Annotated in this window: 20 protein-coding genes and 1 riboswitch; of the genes, 6 read left to right on the plus strand and 14 right to left on the minus strand. The window is 43.1% G+C overall.

The window, feature by feature from the left end; translation table 11 throughout:
- Positions 1 to 255: 255 nt before the first annotated feature.
- The 3 genes from HT711_RS03245 to serS all read left to right on the plus strand — a co-directional run bounded on the left by HT711_RS03245 (position 256) and on the right by serS (position 3482).
- The gene (locus tag HT711_RS03245; protein WP_173233479.1) at positions 256 to 1620 is read left to right on the plus strand and encodes an aspartate kinase; all 1365 of its coding nucleotides are present in this window, start codon (positions 256 to 258) and stop codon (positions 1618 to 1620) included.
- 2 nt (positions 1621 to 1622) lie between these two features.
- Positions 1623 to 1994 carry a DUF956 family protein gene (locus tag HT711_RS03250; protein WP_173233476.1) on the plus strand — a complete coding sequence of 124 codons (372 nt, stop codon included), beginning with the start codon at positions 1623 to 1625 and terminating at the stop codon, positions 1992 to 1994.
- A gap of 213 nt (positions 1995 to 2207) precedes the next feature.
- Positions 2208 to 3482: a serine--tRNA ligase gene (gene serS, locus HT711_RS03255; RefSeq protein ID WP_173233474.1), complete on the plus strand. Its 1275-nt coding sequence runs from the start codon at positions 2208 to 2210 to the stop codon at positions 3480 to 3482.
- A gap of 24 nt (positions 3483 to 3506) precedes the next feature.
- Here the strand turns inward: serS and HT711_RS03260 are convergent, their stop codons facing one another.
- The 6 genes from HT711_RS03260 to zapA all read right to left on the minus strand — a co-directional run bounded on the left by HT711_RS03260 (position 3507) and on the right by zapA (position 10340).
- On the minus strand, positions 3507 to 4406 hold the full coding sequence (locus tag HT711_RS03260) for a TDT family transporter (protein ID WP_173233472.1): 900 nt from the start codon (positions 4404 to 4406) through the stop codon (positions 3507 to 3509).
- A gap of 110 nt (positions 4407 to 4516) precedes the next feature.
- Positions 4517 to 5065 carry a carboxymuconolactone decarboxylase family protein gene (locus HT711_RS03265; protein ID WP_050223066.1) on the minus strand — a complete coding sequence of 183 codons (549 nt, stop codon included), beginning with the start codon at positions 5063 to 5065 and terminating at the stop codon, positions 4517 to 4519.
- 322 nt (positions 5066 to 5387) lie between these two features.
- Positions 5388 to 6710 carry a sodium:alanine symporter family protein gene (locus HT711_RS03270; RefSeq protein WP_173233469.1) on the minus strand — a complete coding sequence of 441 codons (1323 nt, stop codon included), beginning with the start codon at positions 6708 to 6710 and terminating at the stop codon, positions 5388 to 5390.
- A gap of 90 nt (positions 6711 to 6800) precedes the next feature.
- Positions 6801 to 6889: riboswitch (glycine riboswitch) on the minus strand.
- A 163-nt stretch (positions 6890 to 7052) separates the two neighbouring features.
- Entirely contained in the window at positions 7053 to 9389 is a 2337-nt protein-coding gene (locus tag HT711_RS03275; protein ID WP_173233467.1) for an endonuclease MutS2, read from the minus strand.
- A gap of 103 nt (positions 9390 to 9492) precedes the next feature.
- Positions 9493 to 10041, minus strand: coding sequence for a CvpA family protein (locus tag HT711_RS03280; protein WP_173233465.1), 549 nt, complete (start codon positions 10039 to 10041; stop codon positions 9493 to 9495).
- Positions 10038 to 10340: a cell division protein ZapA gene (gene zapA, locus HT711_RS03285; protein ID WP_000002019.1), complete on the minus strand. Its 303-nt coding sequence runs from the start codon at positions 10338 to 10340 to the stop codon at positions 10038 to 10040. The genes HT711_RS03280 and zapA overlap by 4 nt, the downstream gene beginning before the upstream one ends.
- An 86-nt stretch (positions 10341 to 10426) precedes the next feature.
- Here zapA and rnhC point away from each other — a divergent pair, with 86 nt between their 5' ends.
- From rnhC to HT711_RS03300, 3 genes are all read left to right on the plus strand, one after another.
- Positions 10427 to 11308, plus strand: a complete 882-nt coding sequence (gene rnhC / locus HT711_RS03290) for a ribonuclease HIII (protein ID WP_173233463.1) — start codon at positions 10427 to 10429, stop codon at positions 11306 to 11308.
- Between the two features lie 3 nt (positions 11309 to 11311).
- On the plus strand, positions 11312 to 11926 hold the full coding sequence (gene lepB, locus HT711_RS03295) for a signal peptidase I (RefSeq protein ID WP_173249729.1): 615 nt from the start codon (positions 11312 to 11314) through the stop codon (positions 11924 to 11926).
- A 221-nt stretch (positions 11927 to 12147) separates the two neighbouring features.
- Positions 12148 to 14514 carry an ATP-dependent RecD-like DNA helicase gene (locus tag HT711_RS03300; protein WP_164226782.1) on the plus strand — a complete coding sequence of 789 codons (2367 nt, stop codon included), beginning with the start codon at positions 12148 to 12150 and terminating at the stop codon, positions 14512 to 14514.
- Positions 14515 to 14561: 47 nt separating this feature from the next.
- On the opposite strand, the gene tig is transcribed toward HT711_RS03300, so the two are convergent.
- From tig to mvk, 8 genes are all read right to left on the minus strand, one after another.
- Positions 14562 to 15845 carry a trigger factor gene (gene tig / locus HT711_RS03305; RefSeq protein ID WP_173233461.1) on the minus strand — a complete coding sequence of 428 codons (1284 nt, stop codon included), beginning with the start codon at positions 15843 to 15845 and terminating at the stop codon, positions 14562 to 14564.
- A 160-nt stretch (positions 15846 to 16005) separates the two neighbouring features.
- Positions 16006 to 16638, minus strand: coding sequence for a response regulator transcription factor (locus tag HT711_RS03310; protein WP_112444370.1), 633 nt, complete (start codon positions 16636 to 16638; stop codon positions 16006 to 16008).
- A 13-nt stretch (positions 16639 to 16651) separates the two neighbouring features.
- The gene (locus tag HT711_RS03315) at positions 16652 to 17647 is read right to left on the minus strand and encodes a sensor histidine kinase (RefSeq protein ID WP_112444368.1); all 996 of its coding nucleotides are present in this window, start codon (positions 17645 to 17647) and stop codon (positions 16652 to 16654) included.
- Positions 17644 to 18342, minus strand: coding sequence for a cell wall-active antibiotics response protein LiaF (gene liaF, locus HT711_RS03320; RefSeq protein ID WP_084929911.1), 699 nt, complete (start codon positions 18340 to 18342; stop codon positions 17644 to 17646). Before liaF ends, HT711_RS03315 begins: the two co-directional genes overlap by 4 nt.
- A gap of 76 nt (positions 18343 to 18418) precedes the next feature.
- Complete coding sequence (fni, locus tag HT711_RS03325; RefSeq protein ID WP_050141812.1) at positions 18419 to 19429, minus strand: type 2 isopentenyl-diphosphate Delta-isomerase; 1011 nt, start codon at positions 19427 to 19429, stop codon at positions 18419 to 18421.
- Entirely contained in the window at positions 19413 to 20420 is a 1008-nt protein-coding gene (locus HT711_RS03330; RefSeq protein ID WP_112444366.1) for a phosphomevalonate kinase, read from the minus strand. The genes fni and HT711_RS03330 overlap by 17 nt, the downstream gene beginning before the upstream one ends.
- Entirely contained in the window at positions 20407 to 21360 is a 954-nt protein-coding gene (gene mvaD / locus HT711_RS03335; RefSeq protein ID WP_173233459.1) for a diphosphomevalonate decarboxylase, read from the minus strand. The genes HT711_RS03330 and mvaD overlap by 14 nt, the downstream gene beginning before the upstream one ends.
- The gene (mvk, locus tag HT711_RS03340; RefSeq protein ID WP_173233457.1) at positions 21342 to 22220 is read right to left on the minus strand and encodes a mevalonate kinase; all 879 of its coding nucleotides are present in this window, start codon (positions 22218 to 22220) and stop codon (positions 21342 to 21344) included. The genes mvaD and mvk overlap by 19 nt, the downstream gene beginning before the upstream one ends.
- Between the last annotated feature and the right edge of the window lie 65 nt (positions 22221 to 22285).

The raw sequence follows: 22285 nt of genomic DNA on the forward strand, positions 1-22285 counted from the left end.
TCTACAACCTCAAAGCAGTTCTTTGAGCAACCTGCGGCTAGCTTCCTAGTTTGCTCTTTGATTTTCATTGATTGTTAAATCATTTTATTTTCAAAGTATATCTTTTTTAGGAACAGAAAGCAAGGAAAAATCAACTGAAAGTGTCTCAGCCGATTGGAAAGGCTCGCTTTATCCTAGAAAGCATCTTATTTTCTTCATTGAAAAAAGCCTTTCTTTCTGCTATAATCGTATAAAATACTTACTTTAGGAGTTCTTATGAAGGTTGTTAAATTTGGAGGTAGCTCTCTTGCCTCTGCTGGTCAATTAGAAAAAGTTTTAAACATCGTTAAAAGCGATCCAGAGCGTCGTTTTGTAGTTGTTTCTGCGCCTGGTAAACGCAATGCTGAAGATACTAAGGTTACGGATGCCTTAATTAAATACTACCGCGACTATGTTGCTGGTAACGATATTAGTAAGAGTCAAAACTGGATTATCGACCGCTATGCCGCTATGGTTAGTGAATTAGGACTGAAACCAGCTGTGCTAGAGAAAATTTCAAAAAGCATTCGTGCCTTGGCAAGTCTTCCTATTGATGAAAATGAATTTCTCTACGATACTTTCCTAGCAGCTGGTGAAAATAACAATGCTAAATTGATTGCTGCCTACTTTAATCAAAACGGGATCGATGCACGCTATGTGCACCCTAGAGAAGCTGGTATTGTGGTCACAAGTGAACCTGGTCACGCTCGCATCATTCCATCAAGTTATGACAAGATTGAAGAATTGACAAATGCAAATGAAGTCCTTGTCATTCCTGGTTTCTTTGGAGTTACCAAGGAAAATCAAATCTGTACCTTCTCACGTGGAGGATCAGACATTACAGGTTCTATCATTGCTGCAGGGGTTAAAGCTGATCTCTATGAAAACTTTACGGACGTTGATGGTATCTTTGCAGCCCACCCAGGCATTATCCACCAACCACACTCGATTCCTGAGTTGACCTACCGTGAAATGCGTGAGTTGGCCTATGCAGGCTTCTCAGTCCTTCATGACGAAGCCCTTCTTCCTGCCTACCGTGGAAAAATCCCTCTGGTTATCAAAAATACCAACAACCCTGACCATCCAGGTACTCGTATCGTTCTAAAACACAGTAGTGATGAATTTCCAGTTGTGGGAATTGCTGGTGACTCAGGCTTTGTCAGCATTAACATGTCGAAATACCTCATGAACCGCGAGGTTGGATTCGGCCGCAAGGTTCTGCAAATCCTTGAAGACCTTAACATCGGTTGGGAACATATGCCAACAGGTATCGACGATCTTTCGATTATCCTCCGTTCTCGCGAACTAACTCCTATCAAGGAAGAAGAAATCCTTCGTCAGTTGGTTCAAAAGGCTGAAGTAGACCATGCAGAAATCGAACATGACCTTTCAATCATTATGATTGTTGGAGAAAAGATGAAGAGCCATATCGGAGTGACTGCTACTGCGACACGTGCTCTATCTGAAAACAAGATTAACATCCAGATGATGTCTCAAGGTTCTAGTGAAGTTTCTATCATGTTTGTTGTCAATAAAGACCAAGAGAAAGCAGCAATCAAAGCCCTCTACAATGCCTTTTTCGGCGAAAGTAAGGAAGACTAAGCATGGCCCAATCGCTTAATAAAACAGTGCTTCTCAGCACGACAGGCACTTCCTACCTCTCTATCGCTGGGAAAGTTGGGAAATTCCTGATCGGAGATCAGGCTTTGGAATTTTACCCAGATGTCAATGTCGAACAATTTATCCAGATTCCTTGGGACCATATCAACCAGATTGGAGCCAATGTCACTGGTCGGAAAATTAGTCGCCACTTCGAGGTCTTCACAGACAGAGGAAAATTCCTCTTTGCATCAAAAGACTCAGGTGCTATTCTCAAAATTGCTCGCGAAAAACTGGGTAACGACAAGGTCGTCAAACTTCCAACCCTGATTCAGACCATTGGTCAAAAATTTAAAAATCTATTTGCAAAAAAGTAGAAACTTTAGTATAATCATAGCAACGGATAAGTAGGTTATCTTCTTCTTTCAGAAAGTCTGCGGGTGCTGCGAGCAGATAGGAGGGATAGGTGAAATTCTACCGTTAGTAACAATTGCATACACAATCAAGTGCACACCTGTGAAGTTGGATGGAACCGTGGCCCTGCCACTCCAACGCTTTGTCAGGTGTGCTTTTTTCATAAAGGAGTTCTTATGTTAGATATCAAACGTATTCGTACAGACTTTGATGCTGTCGCAGAAAAATTGGCTACACGTGGTGTAGATGCTGCTGTCTTGAATGAGATGAAAGAAATCGATGCTAAACGTCGTGACATTTTAGTCAAGGTTGAAACTCTCAAGGCTGAACGTAACACAGTTTCAGCTGAGATTGCCCAAGCTAAGCGCAACAAGGAAAATGCAGATGACAAGATTGCTGCCATGCAAACTCTATCTGCTGAGGTCAAAGCCTTGGATGCTGAATTGGCAGAAATCGATGCTAAATTGACAGAATTTACTACTACTCTTCCAAATATTCCAGCTGATAGCGTTCCTGTTGGGGCTGACGAAGACGACAATGTGGAAGTTCGCCGTTGGGGGACTCCACGCGAGTTTGACTTCGAGCCAAAAGCTCACTGGGATCTTGGTGAAGAGCTTGGTATCCTTGACTGGGAACGCGGTGGTAAGGTAACAGGCGCTCGCTTCCTCTTCTATAAAGGCCTCGGTGCTCGTTTGGAACGTGCCATCTACAACTTTATGTTGGATGAACATGGAAAAGAAGGCTATACGGAAGTCATCACGCCTTACATGGTTAACCATGATTCTATGTTTGGGACTGGTCAATATCCAAAATTCAAGGAAGATACTTTTGAACTCAGCGATAGCAATTATGTCCTTATTCCTACAGCTGAGGTTCCTCTAACAAACTACTACCGTGATGAAATCCTGGATGGTAAAGACCTGCCAATCTACTTCACTGCTATGAGTCCATCATTCCGTTCTGAGGCTGGTTCAGCTGGTCGTGATACTCGTGGCTTGATTCGTTTGCACCAATTCCACAAGGTTGAAATGGTTAAATTTGCCAAGCCAGAAGAATCTTACGAAGAATTGGAAAAAATGACAGCCAACGCTGAAAACATTCTTCAAAAACTCAACCTTCCATACCGTGTCGTTGCTCTCTCTACAGGAGATATGGGCTTCTCAGCTGCTAAAACTTACGACTTGGAAGTGTGGATTCCAGCCCAAAATACTTACCGTGAAATTTCAAGCTGTTCAAACACAGAAGATTTCCAAGCCCGTCGTGCCCAAATCCGTTACCGTGATGAAGCAGATGGCAAGGTGAAACTCCTTCATACCTTGAACGGTTCTGGACTTGCAGTTGGACGTACAGTGGCTGCTATTCTTGAAAACTACCAAAATGAAGATGGTTCTGTGACCATCCCAGAAGTTCTTCGTCCATACATGGGTGGAGCTGAAGTCATCAAACCATAAAAAATAAGGTTTAGCTATTTCTAGCTAGACCTTTTTTCGTAACCAAATCAGATAAGCGCCTAATACAAAGACTAAAATAATTAAGCAAATAGCGGTTTCAGCCAGTACCAGATAATCCAGAAATGGAAGTTTCAAGATTCCCTGAGTCATCTTAAGCGAAGTAGCTGTGATAATAGTCGGGAAGGTGAGGGCTGAGAAGGCTGGTTGAAAACCTTGTTTTAAAATATTGGGTAGGCGAGTCAAAACAAAGAAAAAGAAGGATTGAGAAGCCAAAATCATAACGATTAAGAGCCAAGTTGGTAGGCTGGCTCCTCCAACTCGAACTAGAGAAGCCAAGAGCAGAGAGAAAGGAGCACAGTAGATTCCTTCTTGTCCAAGCAAGGCTAGTGGGAGTGGATGTTTCTTTAAATCGCTATAAATAAGGGGATAGAGATAGAAGGTTAGGAGAAACCCAAAACTCAAGGTCGCATAGGCAATTTCGATGATGCCTACAAGAGGATAGGTCAAGGCTGCCACTGCTATCCCCACATAGAGAACCGTCCAGCTTGGAGTAGCATGAACCCTCCGACCAGGACAAGCAAACTTGATGGTAAAACCAGCAATCAAGGCCAAATCCAAGAGAAATGAAAACCACCAGAGCCCTTGCGCTACTAAAGGAAGATGAGGAAACACACGAAAGACATAGGTCGATAAAATCATCCCAGCCATAGGAAAAGTGGCCATCCCTGACAAAAGAGGAGGCTTGGTCAATTCTTGCTTGGTTTCCTTCCAATTAAAGAGATGCAGAATCAGAAAGTAAATCCACAAAATCAAACCTGTCAGACTCAACAGATGGGACAGAACCGGCAACGTATCTAAAATAAGATTTCCAGCTCCTGCCAAACCTAGCAAACAACCTGAAAATACTAAGGGGAGTTTTTTCATCCTAACCTCCAATAATCATGTTAGTTTCAGTATATCATAAAAGCGCTTAAATGAGGGGATAAAAAACGAAGTCCGATTATTTCAGACTTCATTTTTTGCTCAGATATGAATTAAGCATAAGGTTGCAATTCTGGATTAATTGGGGTATTGGCTAGGTTGTTGGCATAGTTACAGAGGCTTGCTAGGCTGACACCCAGAACCACATCCAAGGCATTTTGTTGCGTGTAGCCAGCTTCTAAAAACTCAGCTAAGGCTTCATCTCCTACACGACCCTTGGTATTGATAACTGCCAAGGTAAACTTAGCTAGAGTGTCTAATTTAGGATCTGTTTCAATTGGAGTACGATTGCGAAGAGCTTGAATCAAGTCATCATTCATCTGGATTTGTTTGATGGAAAAGGCTGTGTGACCTGCGACACAGAAGGCACAACCATTGGTCACGGCTGCCGTGATTTGCACCACTTCACGCTCAACAGGTGTCAGACTGTTGCGACGGTTGATAGATGCGACAGTTCGGTAGGCTTCTAAAGCAGTCGGTGCATTGGCCAAGAGACCGATTAGGTTGGGAATATAGCCATTGTTGTCTTTTTCTACTGTTTCAAGAACCTCTTTCACTTCTGCTGGTGCTGATTCTACTGTATGGATTGTAAATGTTGTCATAAGATACCTCTTTTCTTGTTATTAACACTAATATTATTGGAAAATCTTATAAAATCCTGATTCCTAAGTTTATTTAGGATAAAGCTTTATTCTCTCATAAGATTTTCGTTGTATATTATACTCTTCGAAAATCAAATTCAAACCGCGTCAGCGTCGCCTTACCGTACTCAAGTACAGCTTGCGGCTAGCTTCCTAGTTTGCTCTTTGATTTTCATTGAGTATTAGTTTATCACACTTCCAATCATTTGCATAATATATATTATATATCAGCTTGATAAAAATCATTTATAGGCAAAAAAATCACACGAACTGTGTGATTTCATTATTTATCAAAATACTTTTTAGTCTCAGAAATGACGACTGGTGATAAAACCAAGAGGGCAATCAAGTTTGGCAGAGCCATCAAGGCATTGACAATATCTGCAATAATCCAGACCATATCCAACTCGATAAATCCTCCCAATAAGACCATGAGTACAAAGACCACACGGTAGAGCCAGATCAAACGAACACCAAAGAGAAACTCAAAACAGCGTTCTCCATAGTAGTTCCAACCTAGAATCGTTGTAAAGGCAAAGAGAACAAGGAAGATGGTTAAGAGGGCAGGTCCAAAGTGTGAAAAGACTGTTGAGAAGGCTGACTGAGTCAAGGCAACCCCATTCAAATCACCACTCCAAACACCAGTTACCAAGATGGTCAAACCAGTCAGAGTACAGATAATGAGGGTGTCAATAAAGGTTCCTGTCATGGAAATCAAACCTTGCTCTACCGGTTCATTTGTCTTAGCCGCAGCAGCTGCAATGGGAGCAGAACCCAGACCAGATTCGTTTGAGAACACACCACGCGCCACACCATTTTGAATAGCCATTCGAATGCTAGCACCAGCAAAACCACCTACCGCAGCAAGGGGACTAAAAGCTGAGGTAAAGACTAAAGCGATTGTGGCAGGGATTTTCCCAATATTAAAGAAAATAACTGTAAGGGTTCCCACAATATAAATGATCGCCATAAAAGGAACTACGGTAGTAGAGACCTTAGAAATAGACTTGAGTCCACCAAAGACTGCAATCGCTACAAAGACAGACAAGACGAGAGCTGTGATGGCTGGCGAAATAGCCGTTGTATTTTGGATGGATTCTGTAATCGAGTTGACTTGGGTGAAGGTTCCGATTCCCAAGAGAGCAACCAATACTCCTGCTACTGCAAACAAAACAGCAAGTGGTCGCCACTTTTCTCCCATTCCTAGAAGAATATAGTGCATGGGACCTCCCGCTACTTCACCATGGTCGTCCTTGGTGCGGTATTTGATGGCCAAGAGTCCTTCCGCATACTTGGTAGCCATTCCAAAGAAAGCCGCCATCCACATCCAAAAGAGGGCTCCTGGTCCACCAACCTTGATAGCCGTCGCAACTCCTATAATATTCCCTGTTCCAACGGTTGATGCCAAGGCTGTACACAGAGCTGCAAAACTGGATACATCACCATGTCCCTTATCCTGGATAAAAATAAGCTGAAAGGCCTTGGGCAGACGCAAAACCTGCAAGAGCCCTAGCCGAATAGTTAGGTAAATCCCTGTTCCGACCAATAAAATCAAGAGGGGCGGTCCCCAAGCAAAAGCATCGATTGATTTAAGCAATTCTAACATTTCCTTCTCCTATCTTTTCAACCCCAAAAGAAAGAGCACATGCAAGATACATGTACTCTGGAATGCTTAGATAAATGCTAAAAAGCGGTCTATCCTAGCTCTGTCCTTTTACCTGAGAGTTTGAGCAGTTACCTGCCTTGCCCCTTCGGTGCCTTTACGGTCTCTCCAGAGTTCCGTCCATTTACAGTCATGGAAAATCAAACGATTCTCCACTTCTATTAAACTTCATTCGGTGTTGGTATTTAATTGATTCTTATTTTACAAAAAATGTTGGCTTTTGTCAATGTGTTTATTAGTAAAAATTAGTTCAACAGTTTTTACTTTATAAAGTCCAGAATACTGTTATCCTTTAAAAGTCACAATAGTTGCACCGCTGCCTCCAGCATTTTGTGGGGCATAGCCGAAACTCTTGACATGTTTGTTTCTTTTTAGGTATTTGGTAACTCCTTCACGGATGACACCTGTTCCGATACCATGGATGATATCGACTTGCGCCATATTGTTAAGCAGGGCTTGATCGATAAAGGCATCTAGCTCATTCATAGCCTCTTCATAGCGCTTGCCTCGAAGGTCCAGTCTGGCTTGTGGACCACGACCAGAAGTTCGTTTCACAACATTGACTTGTTTCTTCTTGACTTGCTTTTCTTGCTGGGCTTGAACAAGGTCAAATTCTTTCTCTTCCAAGGTCATCTTAATCAAGCCAACTTGGGCTTCCCAGCGGCCGTCCTTGAGTTGACTGGTCAAGGTACCACGCTGGCCATAACTGAGAACCACGATATCATCTCCCACCTTTGGAGCTCGTTTTTTCTTGGCCTTTTGAAGAACCTTGTTTTTAGACAAGTCCACTTTTTCAGGAGCCAATTTTTTCAGCTTGGCCTTGGCTTCAATGATTTCATGGGGTTTGAGTTGAGATTTACTGTGAAGATTTTTGAGAATCTGGTCACTTTCACTTAGGGCCATGTCCACAATCTCAGCAGCTTGTTCACGCGCTTTGTTAAGCTCAGTTTCCTTTTCACGATTGAGCTCGTTGTAAAGTTTTTTAAGAGCACGGTTCATCTTGAGATTTTCTTGCTCCACCTCACGGATATTGTCCAAGCGTTTGCGACTCTCTAGCGTCTGCTCTTCCAATTGCTCAATAATCCGGTTGACATCATTGTCCTGATCAACCTGCTGACTGGCATCCCCTACGATAACCTCAGATAGACCTAGACGTTTGGCAATTTCAAAGGCATTGCTTCGGCCAGGAACACCCTGCATAAAGCGATAGGTCGGGCGAAGAGTTGCAGTATCAAACTCCATGCTGGCATTTTGCACAAAGGATGTCTCAATACCATAGGCCTTGAGTTCCGGATAGTGGGTGGTCGCCATAGTCTTAACTTGACGCAGGCGAAGGTCCTCCAGAATAGCCATAGCAAGGGCAGCTCCTTCTTGAGGATCCGTACCAGCCCCCAACTCATCCAAGAGTAAGAGTGAATGTTGATTGACCTTACCAAGAATATCCACAATATTGGTCATATGGCTAGAGAAGGTAGACAAGCTCTGCTCAATAGACTGCTCATCGCCAATATCAGCAAAAATTTCTTCAAAAATACCAACACGACTTCCCTTATCTGCTAAAATCGGCAAACCAGACTGAGCCATAACCTGCGTCAAGCCCAGAGTTTTAAGCATGATGGTCTTCCCACCTGTATTGGGACCTGTAATAACAATGGCTGTTAAATCTTGACCAAAATGGACATCATTTGCGACGGCATTTTTGACCAAAGGATGGCAGACATGGAGCAATTGAATTTCCTGATTTTCTGACAGCTGAGGAACGACTGCTTGCCTTTCTTGGATAAAGCGGACCTTGGCACGAATCAAGTCCAGATGGCCGATAATCCAAGCATCATTAGCAATCTCAGCCGCATGAGGACGGACACGCTCCGAGATTTCTTGGAGAATGCGAAGCATTTCATAGCGCTCATCTGCTCGCAGACTAGCGATTTCTTCGCTCAGTTTGACCACCTCACGAGGTTCGATATAGACGGTATTTCCACTAGCAGAAATATCATGAACGACACCTGCAATTTTATTGCGGTAGGTGTTTTTGACTGGTAAAACCTGACGGCCATTTCTGCTGGCAACAATCCCTTCTGTCAACATCTGCGCTTTTTGCTTGAGCAAGTCTTGCAAGACATCGCGTACCTGACTCTCGCTATCATGGATTTTTCTACGGATGCGCGCCAATTCTTCACTGGCAAAATTTTCAATGAAACCTGCATCATTAAAGGCTTGGAGATTTCCTTGTAATTGCGGAAAATCATGTAATTTCTCAAACCAAAGGGCTAATTCTTCCAAACTGACATTTTCCAGATTGGCGTAAAAACTTTGCAGTTCTCGGCTGGCAAGAAGCACGCGCTTCAAGAGTAGGAACTCCTCGATATTGAGGTCCGCCCCCATCTCCAACCGCTTGCAGACTCCTGCAATTTCCTTGGTTGCGAGAATGGTAAAATGCGGTTGCTCAACAAAAAGAGCCTGCATTTCCTTCATCTCAGCAAAAGCCTGTTTGATTTTATCTGCTTTGGCAGTCGGAGCTAGCTGTCTCAATTGCTCCAAGCCCTGCTCGGTCAACAAATGGGGTTCAAACAAGGCCTTGACCTTATTGAACTCTAATGTTTCTAATATTTTCTTATTCATCTTTATTTCCTTATCTTTGAATGTCTAGGTGTGGTAGCTTTTTATATTCTGATAGATTCGAATCAAATCTGTAAACAAAGGGCTAGGAAAACTCCTGCCCTTTTTATCCGATTAAATTTGTCACCCAGATTTGTTTGAGCCAACTGGTTGTTACCGGTATGCTCTGGATGATGTGTTTTGCGACGATACTCTTTTCAAGAGGATTTTGTATAGCTGCCATGGGAATGGTTGCTAGTATGGTCAAGGCCATTTGCAAGACAAATAAGGTCACCAACATGGACAAGATCCCTGCTGAAACTTGGAACAACTTACCACCCAGTTTTTTACTAGGAATCAAGTGTAAGAGGAGACCAAGCAAACGACCTATGCTATAGACAACCCCGAAAACCAACAAGTAGCCGATCCCTGCGTAAAAGACCTTATCCAACTGAAAGAGTTGATCCGATGGGAAAAAGAAAGTTCCCTGACCTTCCTGCGGATTTGCATAAGGGAGTAATAAATGGAATTGTTCTCCAAGCCCCTTGTAAAACTGGCCAGCCACAAAAGCCGATGCCAGGGCTGAAATCAGGTAATAAATCTGTAAGAGCAGACCTCTCCGATAGCCGATATAAAATCCCCAAGCCAAGACCAATAGAAGAAGGAGTGAAATCATAAGGAATCCTCAATCTTGCTCTGTTCTTGCTTGCAAGTCACAAGCTTGTGACGGAGTTCTTCTAATTCTTGCTCCTTATCATCAAATTCAATCTCACGGCTGAGCTGAGTTGATAAACAGTTGACTGCCAACAAAAGAGCGATTGTTTCATCATCTGCGCTAGGCATTTGTTCTTTAATTGCTTGGTATTTTTCTGTCGCAACCTTGGCGATTTCCTCCATAAAAAGGTTATCATGTTCGCTTGTCAAGGTTAATGATTTTTTCCCGAATGTAAATTTGAATCGATTTAGATTTGCCATAAAATTCACCTCACGATATTATACCAAAATTCGCTAATTTTGTCAGTTTTTACAAATTTGCCTGCTTTTATGGTACAATAGAAACTATGGCAAGTATAACACTCACACCAAGCGAAAAGGAGATTCAGGCTTTTCTTGAACACTATCAGACCAGTCTGGCTCCCAGCAAGAATCCCTATATTCGCTACTTTTTGCGACTACCTCAAGCAACGGTTTCTATCTATACTTCTGGAAAGATCTTACTTCAGGGTGAAGGGGCTGAGAAATATGCTCGTTTCTTTGGCTATCAGGTTTTAGAGGAAACCAGCGGACAAAATCTCCCTTTGATTGGGACAGATGAGGTGGGAAATGGTTCCTACTTTGGTGGACTTGCAGTTGTGGCTTCTTTTGTCACACCTGACCAGCATGACTTCTTGCGAAAACTCGGTGTGGGGGATTCCAAGACTCTGACCGACCAAAAGATTCGGCTTATTGCTCCTATTCTCAAGGAAAAAATCCAGCATCAGGCACTGCTTCTCTCACCAAGCAAGTACAACGAAGTCATCGGAGACCGCTACAATGCTGTTTCGGTTAAGGTTGCCCTCCATAATCAGGCTATCTATCTCCTCCTTCAAAAAGGCGTTCAGCCTGAGAAAATTGTGATTGATGCCTTTACCAGTGCTAAAAATTATGACAAGTACTTGGCACAAGAGGCCAATCGTTTCAGCAATCCTATCAACTTAGAAGAAAAGGCTGAGGGCAAATACTTGGCTGTCGCAGTTTCTTCTATCATTGCGCGTGATCTCTTTCTGGAAAATCTTGAAAATCTGGGACGAGAACTGAGTTATCAACTCCCAAGTGGGGCTGGAACGGCTTCTGACAAGGTGGCTAGCCAGATTTTACAAGCCTATGGTATGCAGGGACTTAACTTCTGCGCCAAACTGCACTTTAAAAATACTGAAAAAGCGAAAAAACGCTTAGAAAGGTAAATTATGAATTCATTTAAAAATTTCTTAAAAGAGTGGGGATTGTTCCTCCTGATTCTGTCATTATTAGCTTTAAGCCGTATCTTTTTTTGGAGTAATGTCCGCGTAGAAGGACACTCCATGGATCCTACCCTAGCGGATGGCGAAATTCTCTTTGTTGTCAAACACCTCCCTATTGACCGTTTTGATATCGTGGTAGCCCATGAGGAAGACGGTAATAAGGACATTGTCAAGCGCGTGATTGGAATGCCTGGCGACACTATCCGTTACGAAAACGATAAACTTTACATCAATGACAAAGAGACGGATGAGCATTACCTAGCTGACTACATCAAACGCTTCAAGGATGACAAACTCCAAAGCACTTACTCCGGCAAGGGATTTGAAGGAAATAAAGGCACTTTCTTTAGAAGTATCGCTCAAAAAGCCCAAGCCTTCACAGTTGATGTCAACTATAACACCAACTTTAGCTTTACTGTCCCAGAAGGAGAATACCTTCTCCTCGGAGACGACCGCCTGGTTTCGAGCGACAGCCGCCACGTAGGTACCTTTAAAGCAAAAGATATCACAGGGGAAGCTAAATTCCGCTTCTGGCCAATCACCCGTATCGGAACATTTTAAGAGATCTAAGAGGCCGAGAGTCAAGAATCTCAGCCTCTTCTTCTATCGTGAGAAGTGATTGTTTATTGACTAATACTCTTCAAAACACGTCAGCTTCCATCTGCAACCTCAAAACACTGTTTTGAGCAACCTGCGGCTAGCTTTCTGGTTTGCTCTTTGATTTTCATTGAGTATAAAATAAAAACAATCCCAACTCTCACCTATTCATGCAAAGGAATTTTATGGAAGTTTATTTTTCAGGAACCATTGAACGGATTATTTTTGAAAATCCCAGCAATTTTTATCGTATCCTCCTCCTAGAAATCGACGATACAGACGCAGAAAGCTTTGATGATTTTGAAATCATTGTCACGGGCACCATGGCTGATGTGATTGAGGGAGAAGACTATACTTTTTGGGGACAAATTGTCCAGCACTCCAAGTATGGGGAACAACTGCAAATCAGCCGATATGAACGCGCAAAACCAACTAGCAAGGGCTTGGTCAAGTACTTTTCAAGTAGCCATTTCAAGGGGATTGGTCTCAAGACTGCTCAGAAAATCGTCGACACCTATGGCGACAATACCATTGACGAAATTCTGCAACACCCAGAAAAGCTAGAAGGCATCTCAGGGCTCTCTGCCAAAAATCGTGAGGCTTTCGTCTCCACTCTCCGTCTCAACTACGGAACCGAGATGGTCTTGGCCAAACTAGCCAACTACGGCATTCCCAATAAACTAGCATTTCAAATTCAAGACTTTTACAAGGAAGAAACCCTTGATGTGGTTGAAAATTATCCCTACCAATTGGTTGAGGATATCAAGGGCTTGGGATTTACCATTGCTGACCAATTAGCGGAGGAGCTAGGCATCGAAAGTCAGGCTCCTGAACGCTTCCGCGCCGGTCTAGTTCACAGTCTTTTTCAGGCCTGTATGGAAACAGGGGACACCTATGTTGAAGCTCGGGATTTGCTAGAACAAACCCTTACTCTCCTTGAATCTTCTCGCCCAGTGGAACTGGATCCCAGCCAAGTGGCCCAAGAACTCTCCTACCTGATTGAAGAAGACAAGGTCCAGCAGGTTGATACCAAAATTTTTGACAACAGCCTCTTTTTCGCTGAGGAAGGCATCCGCAGTCACTTGGTTCGTATTCTTGAAAAAGGAAAACAGAAGAGTCATGATTTAGAAACCATTCAAAAACATATCGCTACTGTCGAGGAAGAGCTGGGGATTGAGTATGATAGCATTCAAAAACAAGCTATCTGTGATGCTATCCAGAACAAGGTCTTTATCCTAACAGGTGGACCTGGTACTGGTAAGACAACTGTGATCAATGGGATTATCGCTGTTTATGCCCTCTTAGAAGGACTTAACCTCAGGAAAAAAAGCAATCTGCCGATTCTTCTTGCTGCTCCAACTGGACGAGCCGCTCGACGTATGAATGAATTGACAGGCTTGCCTAGCGCGACCATACACCGTCATTTAGGAATGACAGGTGACGATGATACCAGTCATCTGGAAGATTATCTGGATGCCGACTTTATCATCGTAGATGAATTCTCCATGGTGGATACTTGGCTGGCCAATCAACTCTTCTCCAACATCTCTTCTAACAGTAAAATCCTCATCGTGGGTGACAGCGACCAGCTACCGTCTGTCAGCCCTGGACAGGTTCTAGCGGATCTACTCCATATTCCCTTGATTCCTCAGACTCGTTTGGAAAAAATTTATCGACAAAGCGAAGAATCAACCATAGTAACCTTAGCAAGTCAGATTCGACAGGGCATCTTGCCAGCTGATTTCACCCAGAAAAAAGCAGACCGTTCCTACTTTGAAATTGCTAGTGGCCATATTCCTGCTACTATTGAGAAAATCTTAGGCGCTGCCCTCAGAAGTGGTATCCCTGCTCGTGATATTCAGGTTCTAGCTCCCATGTACCGAGGGACGGCAGGGATTGATGCCATCAACCAGCTCATGCAAGACCTCCTGAATCCACCACAAAAAGACCAACTCAGTTTTGAAGCTCCCCAGTGTCACTATCGTAAGGGCGACAAGGTCATTCACTTGGTCAACGATGCTGAAATCAATGTCTTTAATGGAGATTTAGGAGTCATCACAGACCTGATTCCTGGCAAATACACCGAGTCGAAACAAGATGAGATTGTCATTGATTTTGATGGCAACGAGGTCTCTTACCCACGTAACGAATGGTACAAGATTCGCCTGGCCTATGCTATGAGTATCCATAAGTCACAGGGAAGTGAGTTCCCTGTTGTCATCCTGCCTATCACTAGTGCTAGTAGGCGTATGCTGGAGCGCAATCTCATCTACACAGCCATTACTCGCGCCAAAAGCAAGCTTATCTTACTAGGAGAATTACAGGCCTTCGATTATGCTACTCAACATATCGGAACTGCCCGAAAAACCTATCTGATTGAACGCTTCAGTGATTTATTGGAGAATGTTGAAGAAAAGCAACAAGCGGTCTCTGAAACAGTAACATCAAGTATCTCTGAACAATCCTACATCCTAACCGAAGAAAACTGGGACAGCATCCCAGCCATGATTGGGATTACAGACGCAGACCTCAAAGAGATTTTTGGAAAATAGTGTATAAGAAAACCCACCAATTCAGGTGGGCTTTTTGTTTATTAAGATTATTTTACTGTTGCTGTGCTTGTGATCAACTCAACAGCTTTTTTGATTGTGATATCGTGTTTCAACATATCAGCTGAAAGCAAGCTTTGTACTTGAGCAACTTCCATGTTGTAGTCTGCTGCCAATTGCTCAACTTCTTTTTGGATTTCTTCTTCTGAAGCGTCAAATCCTTCAGCTTTGGCAACTGCTTCGATAACAAGGTTAGTTCTAGTACGTGACTCAGCTTCTGCTTGGTATTGGTTGTGAAGGTCTTCTTGAGTAGTTCCAGTGATTTGGAAGTACATGTCAGGGTTGATACCTTGACGTTGCAAGTTCCCAAGGAATTCGTTTACTGAGCGGTGAACTTCTTCGTGAATCATTTCTTCTGGAAGTTCTACGATTTCAGCGTTTTCTACAGCTTTATCAATTGCTGCACCTTCAACTGCATCTTTGTAAGCTTCTTCTTTAGCAGCAGCCAATTCGTTGCGGTATTTTTCTTTCAATTCAGCAAGTGTTTCAACTTCTTCGTCGATGTCTTTTGCAAGTTCATCATCAAGAGCTGGAACTTCTTTAGCTTTAACTTCGTGGATAGTTGTCACGAATTTAGCTTCTTTACCTGCAAGGTCTTCTGCTTGATAGTCTTCTGGGAATGTTACGATAACATCAACAGTTTCGCCAGCTGAGTGACCTACCAATTGGTCTTCAAAGCCAGGGATGAATTGACCTGAACCAAGTCCAAGTGAGAAGTTTTCACCTTTTCCACCATCAAATTCAACACCGTCGATAGAACCAACGAAGTCGATGACAACAGTGTCACCGTTTTCAGCAGCAGCTTCTTTGATAACCAATTCAGCCAAGTTGTTGCGTTCGCGTTCGATACGCTCTTCAACGTCAGCGTCAGTTACTTCTTTTTCTACATCTACTGATACTTCAAGGTTTTTGTAGTCACCCAATTTAACTTCAGGTTTTGTCACGACTTCAGCTGTGATAACCCAGTCTTGACCTTTTTCCATTGAAGTCACGTCAATTTTTGGTTGAGCAACCACTTCAAGACCAGCTTCTTTTACAGCTGCTTCATAAGCGTTTGGCAAAAGAGCGTTCATAACGTCTTGGTAAAGTGATTCTTCACCAAACTTTTTGTCGAAGATAGGACGTGGAAGGTGACCTTTACGGAAACCTGGAACATTAAGAGATTTCTTCACTGAGTTGAAGACACGGTCCAATTCTGGTTTGATTTGGTCTTGAGAGATAGTGAAAGTCAAGACACCACGGTTTGTTTCTTTGTTTTCAAATGATACAGACATTCTGTCATTTCTCCTTAAAATTTTTTAAATACAGTCTATTATAACATAAATGAGCGACTTTTTTCAAGTAACGAATGCGCTTTTCAATGATGCTAGAGGTACTTGCTCGCTTCTTTGATACTAAATTAAGTCATTTCTCCGATATTATTTTATATAACTACTAAAACTCCTCACGCCCTACCAAACGATGCTGAAAGGCATAGACTGCCGCCTGGGTACGATCACTGACTTCAAGTTTGGCAAGGATATTGGACACATGGGTCTTGACCGTCTTGAGAGAGATAAAAAGTTCGTCTGCGATACGCTGATTTTCGTAGCCCTTGGCAATCAGTTGGAGAACATCTCGCTCACGCGCAGTCAAATCCTCATGTAGTTCCATGTGATTGCGGTGGTATTCAACCTTCTTGCTGACCTCTTGCTCAATGGCCAGCTCACCAGCAGCCACCTTACGGACGGCATGGAGAAGTTCGTCAGCACTAGAAGTCTTGAGCATATAGCCCCTAGCACCTGCATTTAAGACAGGCATGATTTTTTCATTGTCCAAGTAAGAAGTCACAATCAAAATCTTGGCTTCAGGCCATTCTTTGAGGATAGCCAAGGTCGCGTCAATTCCATTCATCTCAGGCATGACAATATCCATGACAATGACATCTGGACGCAGTTCCAAGGCCAAGTCAATTCCTTGAGACCCGTTGGACGCCTCGCCCACAACTTCTACATCATCTTGGAGGTCAAAGTAGCTTTTCAAGCCCAAGCGGACCATTTCATGGTCATCTACTAGTAAAATTTTCATCTTTACTCCTTTATCATTCCTTATCTAGCAGGGGAATACGAATATCAATTGCCATCCCTTGCTTGGGAGCTGTTAATAACTGAACCGTCCCTGCCATATCTTCAACCCGCTCCTTGATATTTCGCAGTCCATAACTCAAGTCGTCTAAACTCCCTAACTGAAAACCAATTCCATTGTCCACCACCTTCAGTTGCAATTCAACATCTGTCTGATAGAGATAGACATCTAAACAAGAGGCCTGGGCATGGCGAAGGGTATTGCTGATCAACTCTTGCAGGATACGGAAAATATGCTCCTCAATTTTCTTGGGCAATTTCGTTACATTATGCTTGAAACCAACCTTGAGATCACTCTTGTCCTCAAGCTCTTTTAAGAGGATTTGGATTCCCTCAACCAGATTCTTCTGCTCCAGCTCAACTGGTCGCAAATGCAAGAGCAAGACCCGCAAATCCTTCTGGGCTGTTTCTAAAATAGCTGTGACACTCTGCAACTGGGGCTGCATCTTTTCTCTATCCAATTTCAAAGCCTGCTGACTGATACCCGATAAAATCATGTGGGCCGCAAACAACTCCTGACTGACTGTATCGTGCAAATCCCGAGCAATTCGCTTCCGTTCCTTCTCGATGATTTCCTCTTCCTGAGCAAGGCTATGATTTTCAGCTTTTTGAAGAGCCTCTGTCAAAAGGTTAAGTTTACCTGACAAGGACTTGAAACTGGCATCCAAATCTGGATCTGCAACCTGAACCACTTCTTGCCCTGCCAATAAACGCTTGAGATTAGTCTGCATTTTTCTTAGAGAAAGCTCTTCGATACCTCTCCAAAACAGGGCTAAGAGACAGGTCATGGACATGCTGAATACCAACAACAAAAAGATAAATTTTTCTGTTTTTTCGACATCGTGCAGAAAGATAGACCAGTCAAAGTCAAGGATTTCCAGCAAGCTGTGGGACAGAAATAAGACAAACAGGAAGGAGGTGAGGACAATGATTACATAAGCTTGTTTTTTCATCCTCTGACCACCTCCACATCCCCAATCATAGTAGTCAAGAAAATCTTGACACTCTTGTTACTCTTGAGATAGTCTCTTGTTTCTTGATGATAGTGTTCATTGCGGAGGGCTCGCTTGGGCTGGTTGAAAAAAGTCAAATCACCATAGAGACAGTTAACGCTAAGGCTGACTTCCACATCTACAGGTACAATGATTTTGGTCGTTCCTACCATCTTTCTGAGGATAATGACATTGTCATGATTGGTTAGGATGACCCTCTCCAGATGAATAGTGTCCTTGCCCATGAGGCGAAAGAGATTGATATCATCAAACTGGCAAGTCTGGTAGCTTGAAAAATGATGGAGATTTCCAAACCAACGATTTTTCTCCTTCTTAACCGTTACCACCTCTTCAAAAACCAAATTGGTCTGCTCTTTTTCCTGGTTCATCATCGGATAAAGAAGAAAGAGGCTGTAGATGACCGCAACAAAAATAGCTAAAATCACAAAAGGATTGAGCATGACGATGAAAAAGAAAAGAATGGTTGCCACCACTAAAAGAAGATTATTGCCCTCTTTACCAGTGTAATAACGAATCAAAAGCAAAAAGAGGAATAAAATCAGCAGAAAACGCGAAAAATGCTCTGAAACCATCAAAATCAGAGCTCCTGTCAAAAGACAGGTTTCGATAAATAAAAAGATTTTAAATTTTCTCATAAGTTCATCCTCTGCTTTCTATTTTATCACAATTCAAAAAAGTCACCTCAGTCTAAAGATGGAAAAAAGGCGGTGGTTACGCCTTTTTCATCTGATCCTTTGCTTCTTTTAATTTTCCATAAAGAAGATAGTCTACTTTTTGCAGATCTGCTATGGTGGCACAATTAAGAGCACACATAATCAAGCGTAGATCTGCTTTCCAGCCTTGGACAATGCCAATCACTTCTTCGACTGTGTAGCTTTCAACCAATTCTAGAACTGTTCGAGACAGTCCTACAGCCTTAGCACCAAAGACCAAGCACTTAATCATATCCAGCGGATTCCGAACCCCTCCACTAACTAAGAGTTCGACCTTGTCTTTCCATTCTTGGGCATTGAGAAGGGCCTGCATGGTGGACTGGCCCCATTGATTAAGATAATCACGCTGACCACTGCGACGGTTTTCGATATAAGCAAAGCTGGTGCCACCACGACCTGATAGATCAACAGTTCGAACGCCTAGTTCATAGGCTCTTTCGATGGTCTTGGCATCCATTCCAAAGCCCACTTCCTTGAGGGCAATCGGAACAGGGATTTGCTTGCTATAGTCTGCTAGATTCGATTGCCAGCTTCTGAACTTCCTTTCTCCCTCAGGCATGAGTAATTCCTGCATGACATTGACATGCACTTGTAGGAGAAGAGGATTCATTTCTTCTACCGTCTGAAGTCCTAACTCGACAGGCTTGTCTAATCCAATATTGGTTCCAAGAAGGAGATTTGGATGACTAGACTTGACAGAAAAAGAGGCATCTGATGGATCTTTGAGAGCCGCACTATAAGAGCCTGTCACAAATAAAATACCACAGGCTTCCGCCACCTGAGCTAGTTTTTGATTGATTTCTTTACCTTTTTCACTCCCACCTGTCATGGCATTGATATAAAAAGGAAAAGCCCACTTTCGACCAGCGAACTCTGTCGACAGATTGACTTCATCCAGGTCGTAAAGAGGCAAGGAAGAATGAATCAACTCCACCTCATCAAAGCTATTATAGGAACTTTTCTGCTCAAGGGCATAGCGGATGTGCTCATCCTTACGATTTGTCGTCATGTCCTATCCTTTCTTGGTATAAAAGCTCAATCCCCAGATCGGCCCAACGGTTTTTTAGGGTTTCAGTTGATTGCTCATCAAAACTCAAGGCAATACCACAATCACCACCACCAGCGCCGCTACTCTTAGCAACAGCCTGCAAATCTTGACTGGCTTCTTTCAACTGTCTAAGCGAAGGCGTGTAAATATCTGTACTCAAACCTTCTAAAAGCTGACTGGCTGTTTCCACCTGCTCAATGATTTTTTCTGCATTCCCTTGCTCCAAGGCTTCTACCAAAGAAGCCACCGTTTCTTTTGAGGAACTTAAAAAATTCTGATTGATATTTTGCTTGATTTGCTGAACCATGTTACTAGACACAGCTACTTCCTTGGTCCATCCCACTAGGAAATCACATTCTAGGGCAGGTTTCACTTGTAAGATGGAAAAGCCCCACTCACGCTCCAAAACTGTCGTCAAGTTTTCTTCTTCCAACCAAGCAGCCACCTTCTGGCGATTAAATGACTGGTAGAGAACCAAATCCTCTGCTACAATACAGGCAAGGTCGCCCATGGAACCATTGTCTCCTCGCTTGAGCAAGACAGCACTAGCCAGCTTAAACAAGAGATCTTGATTAACCGAAAGATCATATAGAGCAAGCAGAGCCTTGATAACCAAGACAACGATGCTACCGCTAGAACCTAGACCAAACTTTTTCCCTTCTCGTTCCATTTTTCCACGAATTTCTAGAGAAAAAGGTCGCAAGGTTTGCCCACGATAAACAAGGAAATCTTCCACTAAAGCAATCGTTTCTTGAATCAAGCTATAGTCAGGATTTGGCGTCAAATCCACTGCGAAATCAAACATATCCGAATAGATACGATAACTATCTGAAAAAGCAATCTCGCCCTTCATATAGATGGAGATAGCCTTTATCAAGGCCAACTGCCCTGGCTCTAAAATAGCATATTCACCTGCCCAATAGAGCTTTCCGCAAGTTTTAACAGCAATCATCTTGGCTCAAATCCTTTGTTTTTGACACAATCAAGCGATAACGTTGACCGAAGATTTCTGATAAATGCTCCAAGTCTTTCTCCTGACAGAGGACCTTAACATTGGGACCAGCATCCATGGTAAAGTAGCAGGCCTCTCCTTGCTCACGAAGCTGGCGAACAAAGTCCATAGCCTCATAAGAGGCATCCGTCAGATAAGAAAAGGCTGGACTAGCAGTCTTTGTCGTAGCATGCATAGCCAGGGCATTTTTCTCCGTTAATTCTCCAATCTTGGCAAAATCATTTTCCTTGAGATAAATCAGCATATCCTGATAATCCTTCTCAGACTGACGAACCCAGTCGTCAAAAGTCGTCGAGGTTTCCACACAAAGTTTCATCCCGTCACGGCTAGAGATTGGTTTTTTCTTGTCTTCTAGCACCAACATAATCATAGCTAGTTTCAGGTCTGTCTCTACAGGGTAAATCTCTCCGCTATCCTTGTCCCAGGCACCTAGCGGTCCATAAAAACTCCGAGAAGAAGAGCCTGAGGCAAACTTAGCCTCCTGCGCCAACTGACTCCGATTCAAACCAAGCTTGAAATAAGCGTTGCAAGCCTTGACCAAGGCGGACAAACCACTAGAACTTGAGGACAGGCCCGCTGCGGTAGGCATATTGTTTTGAGTATCGATACGGACAAAGTCCTCACCTTCTGGACGGTAACGGTCGATAATCTTACTCATCTTGGCATGCTCCGCTTCATTTTGTAGCTGACCATTGATATAAAATGCATCAGCTGTCGCATCCGTCGATAGAGATGACAAAGTCGTCTCCGTGTACATATTTTCTAAAGTCAAAGAAATACTGCTAGTAGCAGGCACCATTTCTTTTTCTTTTTTCTTTCCCCAATATTTGATAATAGCAATATTTGCGTAGGAACGTACTGTTACAGGCTCTCTATCCATGTCTTAACAGCTCCTTTCTCTTCTAATCTTTCTGCTAGTTCTTGTGCGTGTGTCAAATTGATTGCCAAGGCTATGATACAGCCTCCAAGCCCACCACCGCTCATCTTAGCACCCAGAGCACCATGACTAAGAGCCGTTTCAACTAGAGAATCCGCCTCTGGGCTACTAACACCAATTGCTTTTAAATGCAAGTGTGCTTTACTGAGGATTTGCCCCAGTCCTTCAGCATCTTTTCTTGTAATCGCTTCTTCTGCCTGCTGGGTCAATTCTCCCAAAGCATGCAAAAACGGTAGGGCATCCTTTCCCTTACTTTGAACCACTTGGATGGCTTCACGAGTGTGACCATAAACGCCTGTATCTGCAATCACCAAATAGGCGGATAAATCCATCTCAAGCTCTGTAAATCCTACATTCTTAATAAAACGAATAGGCTGGTCACTGAGACAGGTCTTGGCATCCAAACCACTAGGATTCATATGGGCAATCATCTCCGCCCTATTGACCAAGATTTCCAATACATCATGAGGCAGATCAGCCTCATAGTAGTCAAATACCGCACGAATGGCCGCTATGCTGATAGCAGCCGACGAACCCATTCCCCGCTTCTCAGGGATAGCCGAGTCAATCTCACAGCGAATGCAGGCTTCCTTGATATCCAAATACTCCAGAGAAGCATAAACTGCCATAGACAAGGTATCTTCCTCATAGAGACGCCAAGGACTCGCTGCAGGAACTACCTTACAAGTCACCTCCACCTCCAAAAGAGGCAGGGAAATGGCCGGATAACCGTAAACGACCGCATGCTCCCCTATTAAAATAATCTTACTATGTGCCTGACCGACACCAACCTTTTTTGTCATGTTATCCTTTTACTAGACGAAAAAGCCGTCTCATTTTTTCATACAAGTGTTTATTCTTTCCTATC

The sequence above is a fragment of the Streptococcus sp. 1032 genome, assembly GCF_013277015.1.
Lineage (GTDB): Bacteria > Bacillota > Bacilli > Lactobacillales > Streptococcaceae > Streptococcus.

Bases quoted from the DNA above. Each gene is read 5' to 3' on its own strand.
- HT711_RS03330 (WP_112444366.1), bottom strand. From the start codon at position 20,420: ATGATTGCTGTTAAAACTTGCGGAAAGCTCTATTGGGCAGGTGAATAT.
- liaF (WP_084929911.1), bottom strand. From the start codon at position 18,342: ATGAGAAAATTTAAAATCTTTTTATTTATCGAAACCTGTCTTTTGACA.
- HT711_RS03270 (WP_173233469.1), bottom strand. From the start codon at position 6,710: ATGTTAGAATTGCTTAAATCAATCGATGCTTTTGCTTGGGGACCGCCC.
- serS (WP_173233474.1), top strand. From the start codon at position 2,208: ATGTTAGATATCAAACGTATTCGTACAGACTTTGATGCTGTCGCAGAA.
- HT711_RS03245 (WP_173233479.1), top strand. From the start codon at position 256: ATGAAGGTTGTTAAATTTGGAGGTAGCTCTCTTGCCTCTGCTGGTCAA.
- HT711_RS03280 (WP_173233465.1), bottom strand. From the start codon at position 10,041: ATGATTTCACTCCTTCTTCTATTGGTCTTGGCTTGGGGATTTTATATC.
- HT711_RS03260 (WP_173233472.1), bottom strand. From the start codon at position 4,406: ATGAAAAAACTCCCCTTAGTATTTTCAGGTTGTTTGCTAGGTTTGGCA.
- HT711_RS03265 (WP_050223066.1), bottom strand. From the start codon at position 5,065: ATGACAACATTTACAATCCATACAGTAGAATCAGCACCAGCAGAAGTG.
- mvk (WP_173233457.1), bottom strand. From the start codon at position 22,220: ATGACAAAAAAGGTTGGTGTCGGTCAGGCACATAGTAAGATTATTTTA.
- tig (WP_173233461.1), bottom strand. From the start codon at position 15,845: ATGTCTGTATCATTTGAAAACAAAGAAACAAACCGTGGTGTCTTGACT.
- HT711_RS03315 (WP_112444368.1), bottom strand. From the start codon at position 17,647: ATGAAAAAACAAGCTTATGTAATCATTGTCCTCACCTCCTTCCTGTTT.
- lepB (WP_173249729.1), top strand. From the start codon at position 11,312: ATGAATTCATTTAAAAATTTCTTAAAAGAGTGGGGATTGTTCCTCCTG.
- HT711_RS03250 (WP_173233476.1), top strand. From the start codon at position 1,623: ATGGCCCAATCGCTTAATAAAACAGTGCTTCTCAGCACGACAGGCACT.
- HT711_RS03310 (WP_112444370.1), bottom strand. From the start codon at position 16,638: ATGAAAATTTTACTAGTAGATGACCATGAAATGGTCCGCTTGGGCTTG.
- HT711_RS03275 (WP_173233467.1), bottom strand. From the start codon at position 9,389: ATGAATAAGAAAATATTAGAAACATTAGAGTTCAATAAGGTCAAGGCC.
- mvaD (WP_173233459.1), bottom strand. From the start codon at position 21,360: ATGGATAGAGAGCCTGTAACAGTACGTTCCTACGCAAATATTGCTATT.
- rnhC (WP_173233463.1), top strand. From the start codon at position 10,427: ATGGCAAGTATAACACTCACACCAAGCGAAAAGGAGATTCAGGCTTTT.
- zapA (WP_000002019.1), bottom strand. From the start codon at position 10,340: ATGGCAAATCTAAATCGATTCAAATTTACATTCGGGAAAAAATCATTA.
- fni (WP_050141812.1), bottom strand. From the start codon at position 19,429: ATGACGACAAATCGTAAGGATGAGCACATCCGCTATGCCCTTGAGCAG.
- HT711_RS03300 (WP_164226782.1), top strand. From the start codon at position 12,148: ATGGAAGTTTATTTTTCAGGAACCATTGAACGGATTATTTTTGAAAAT.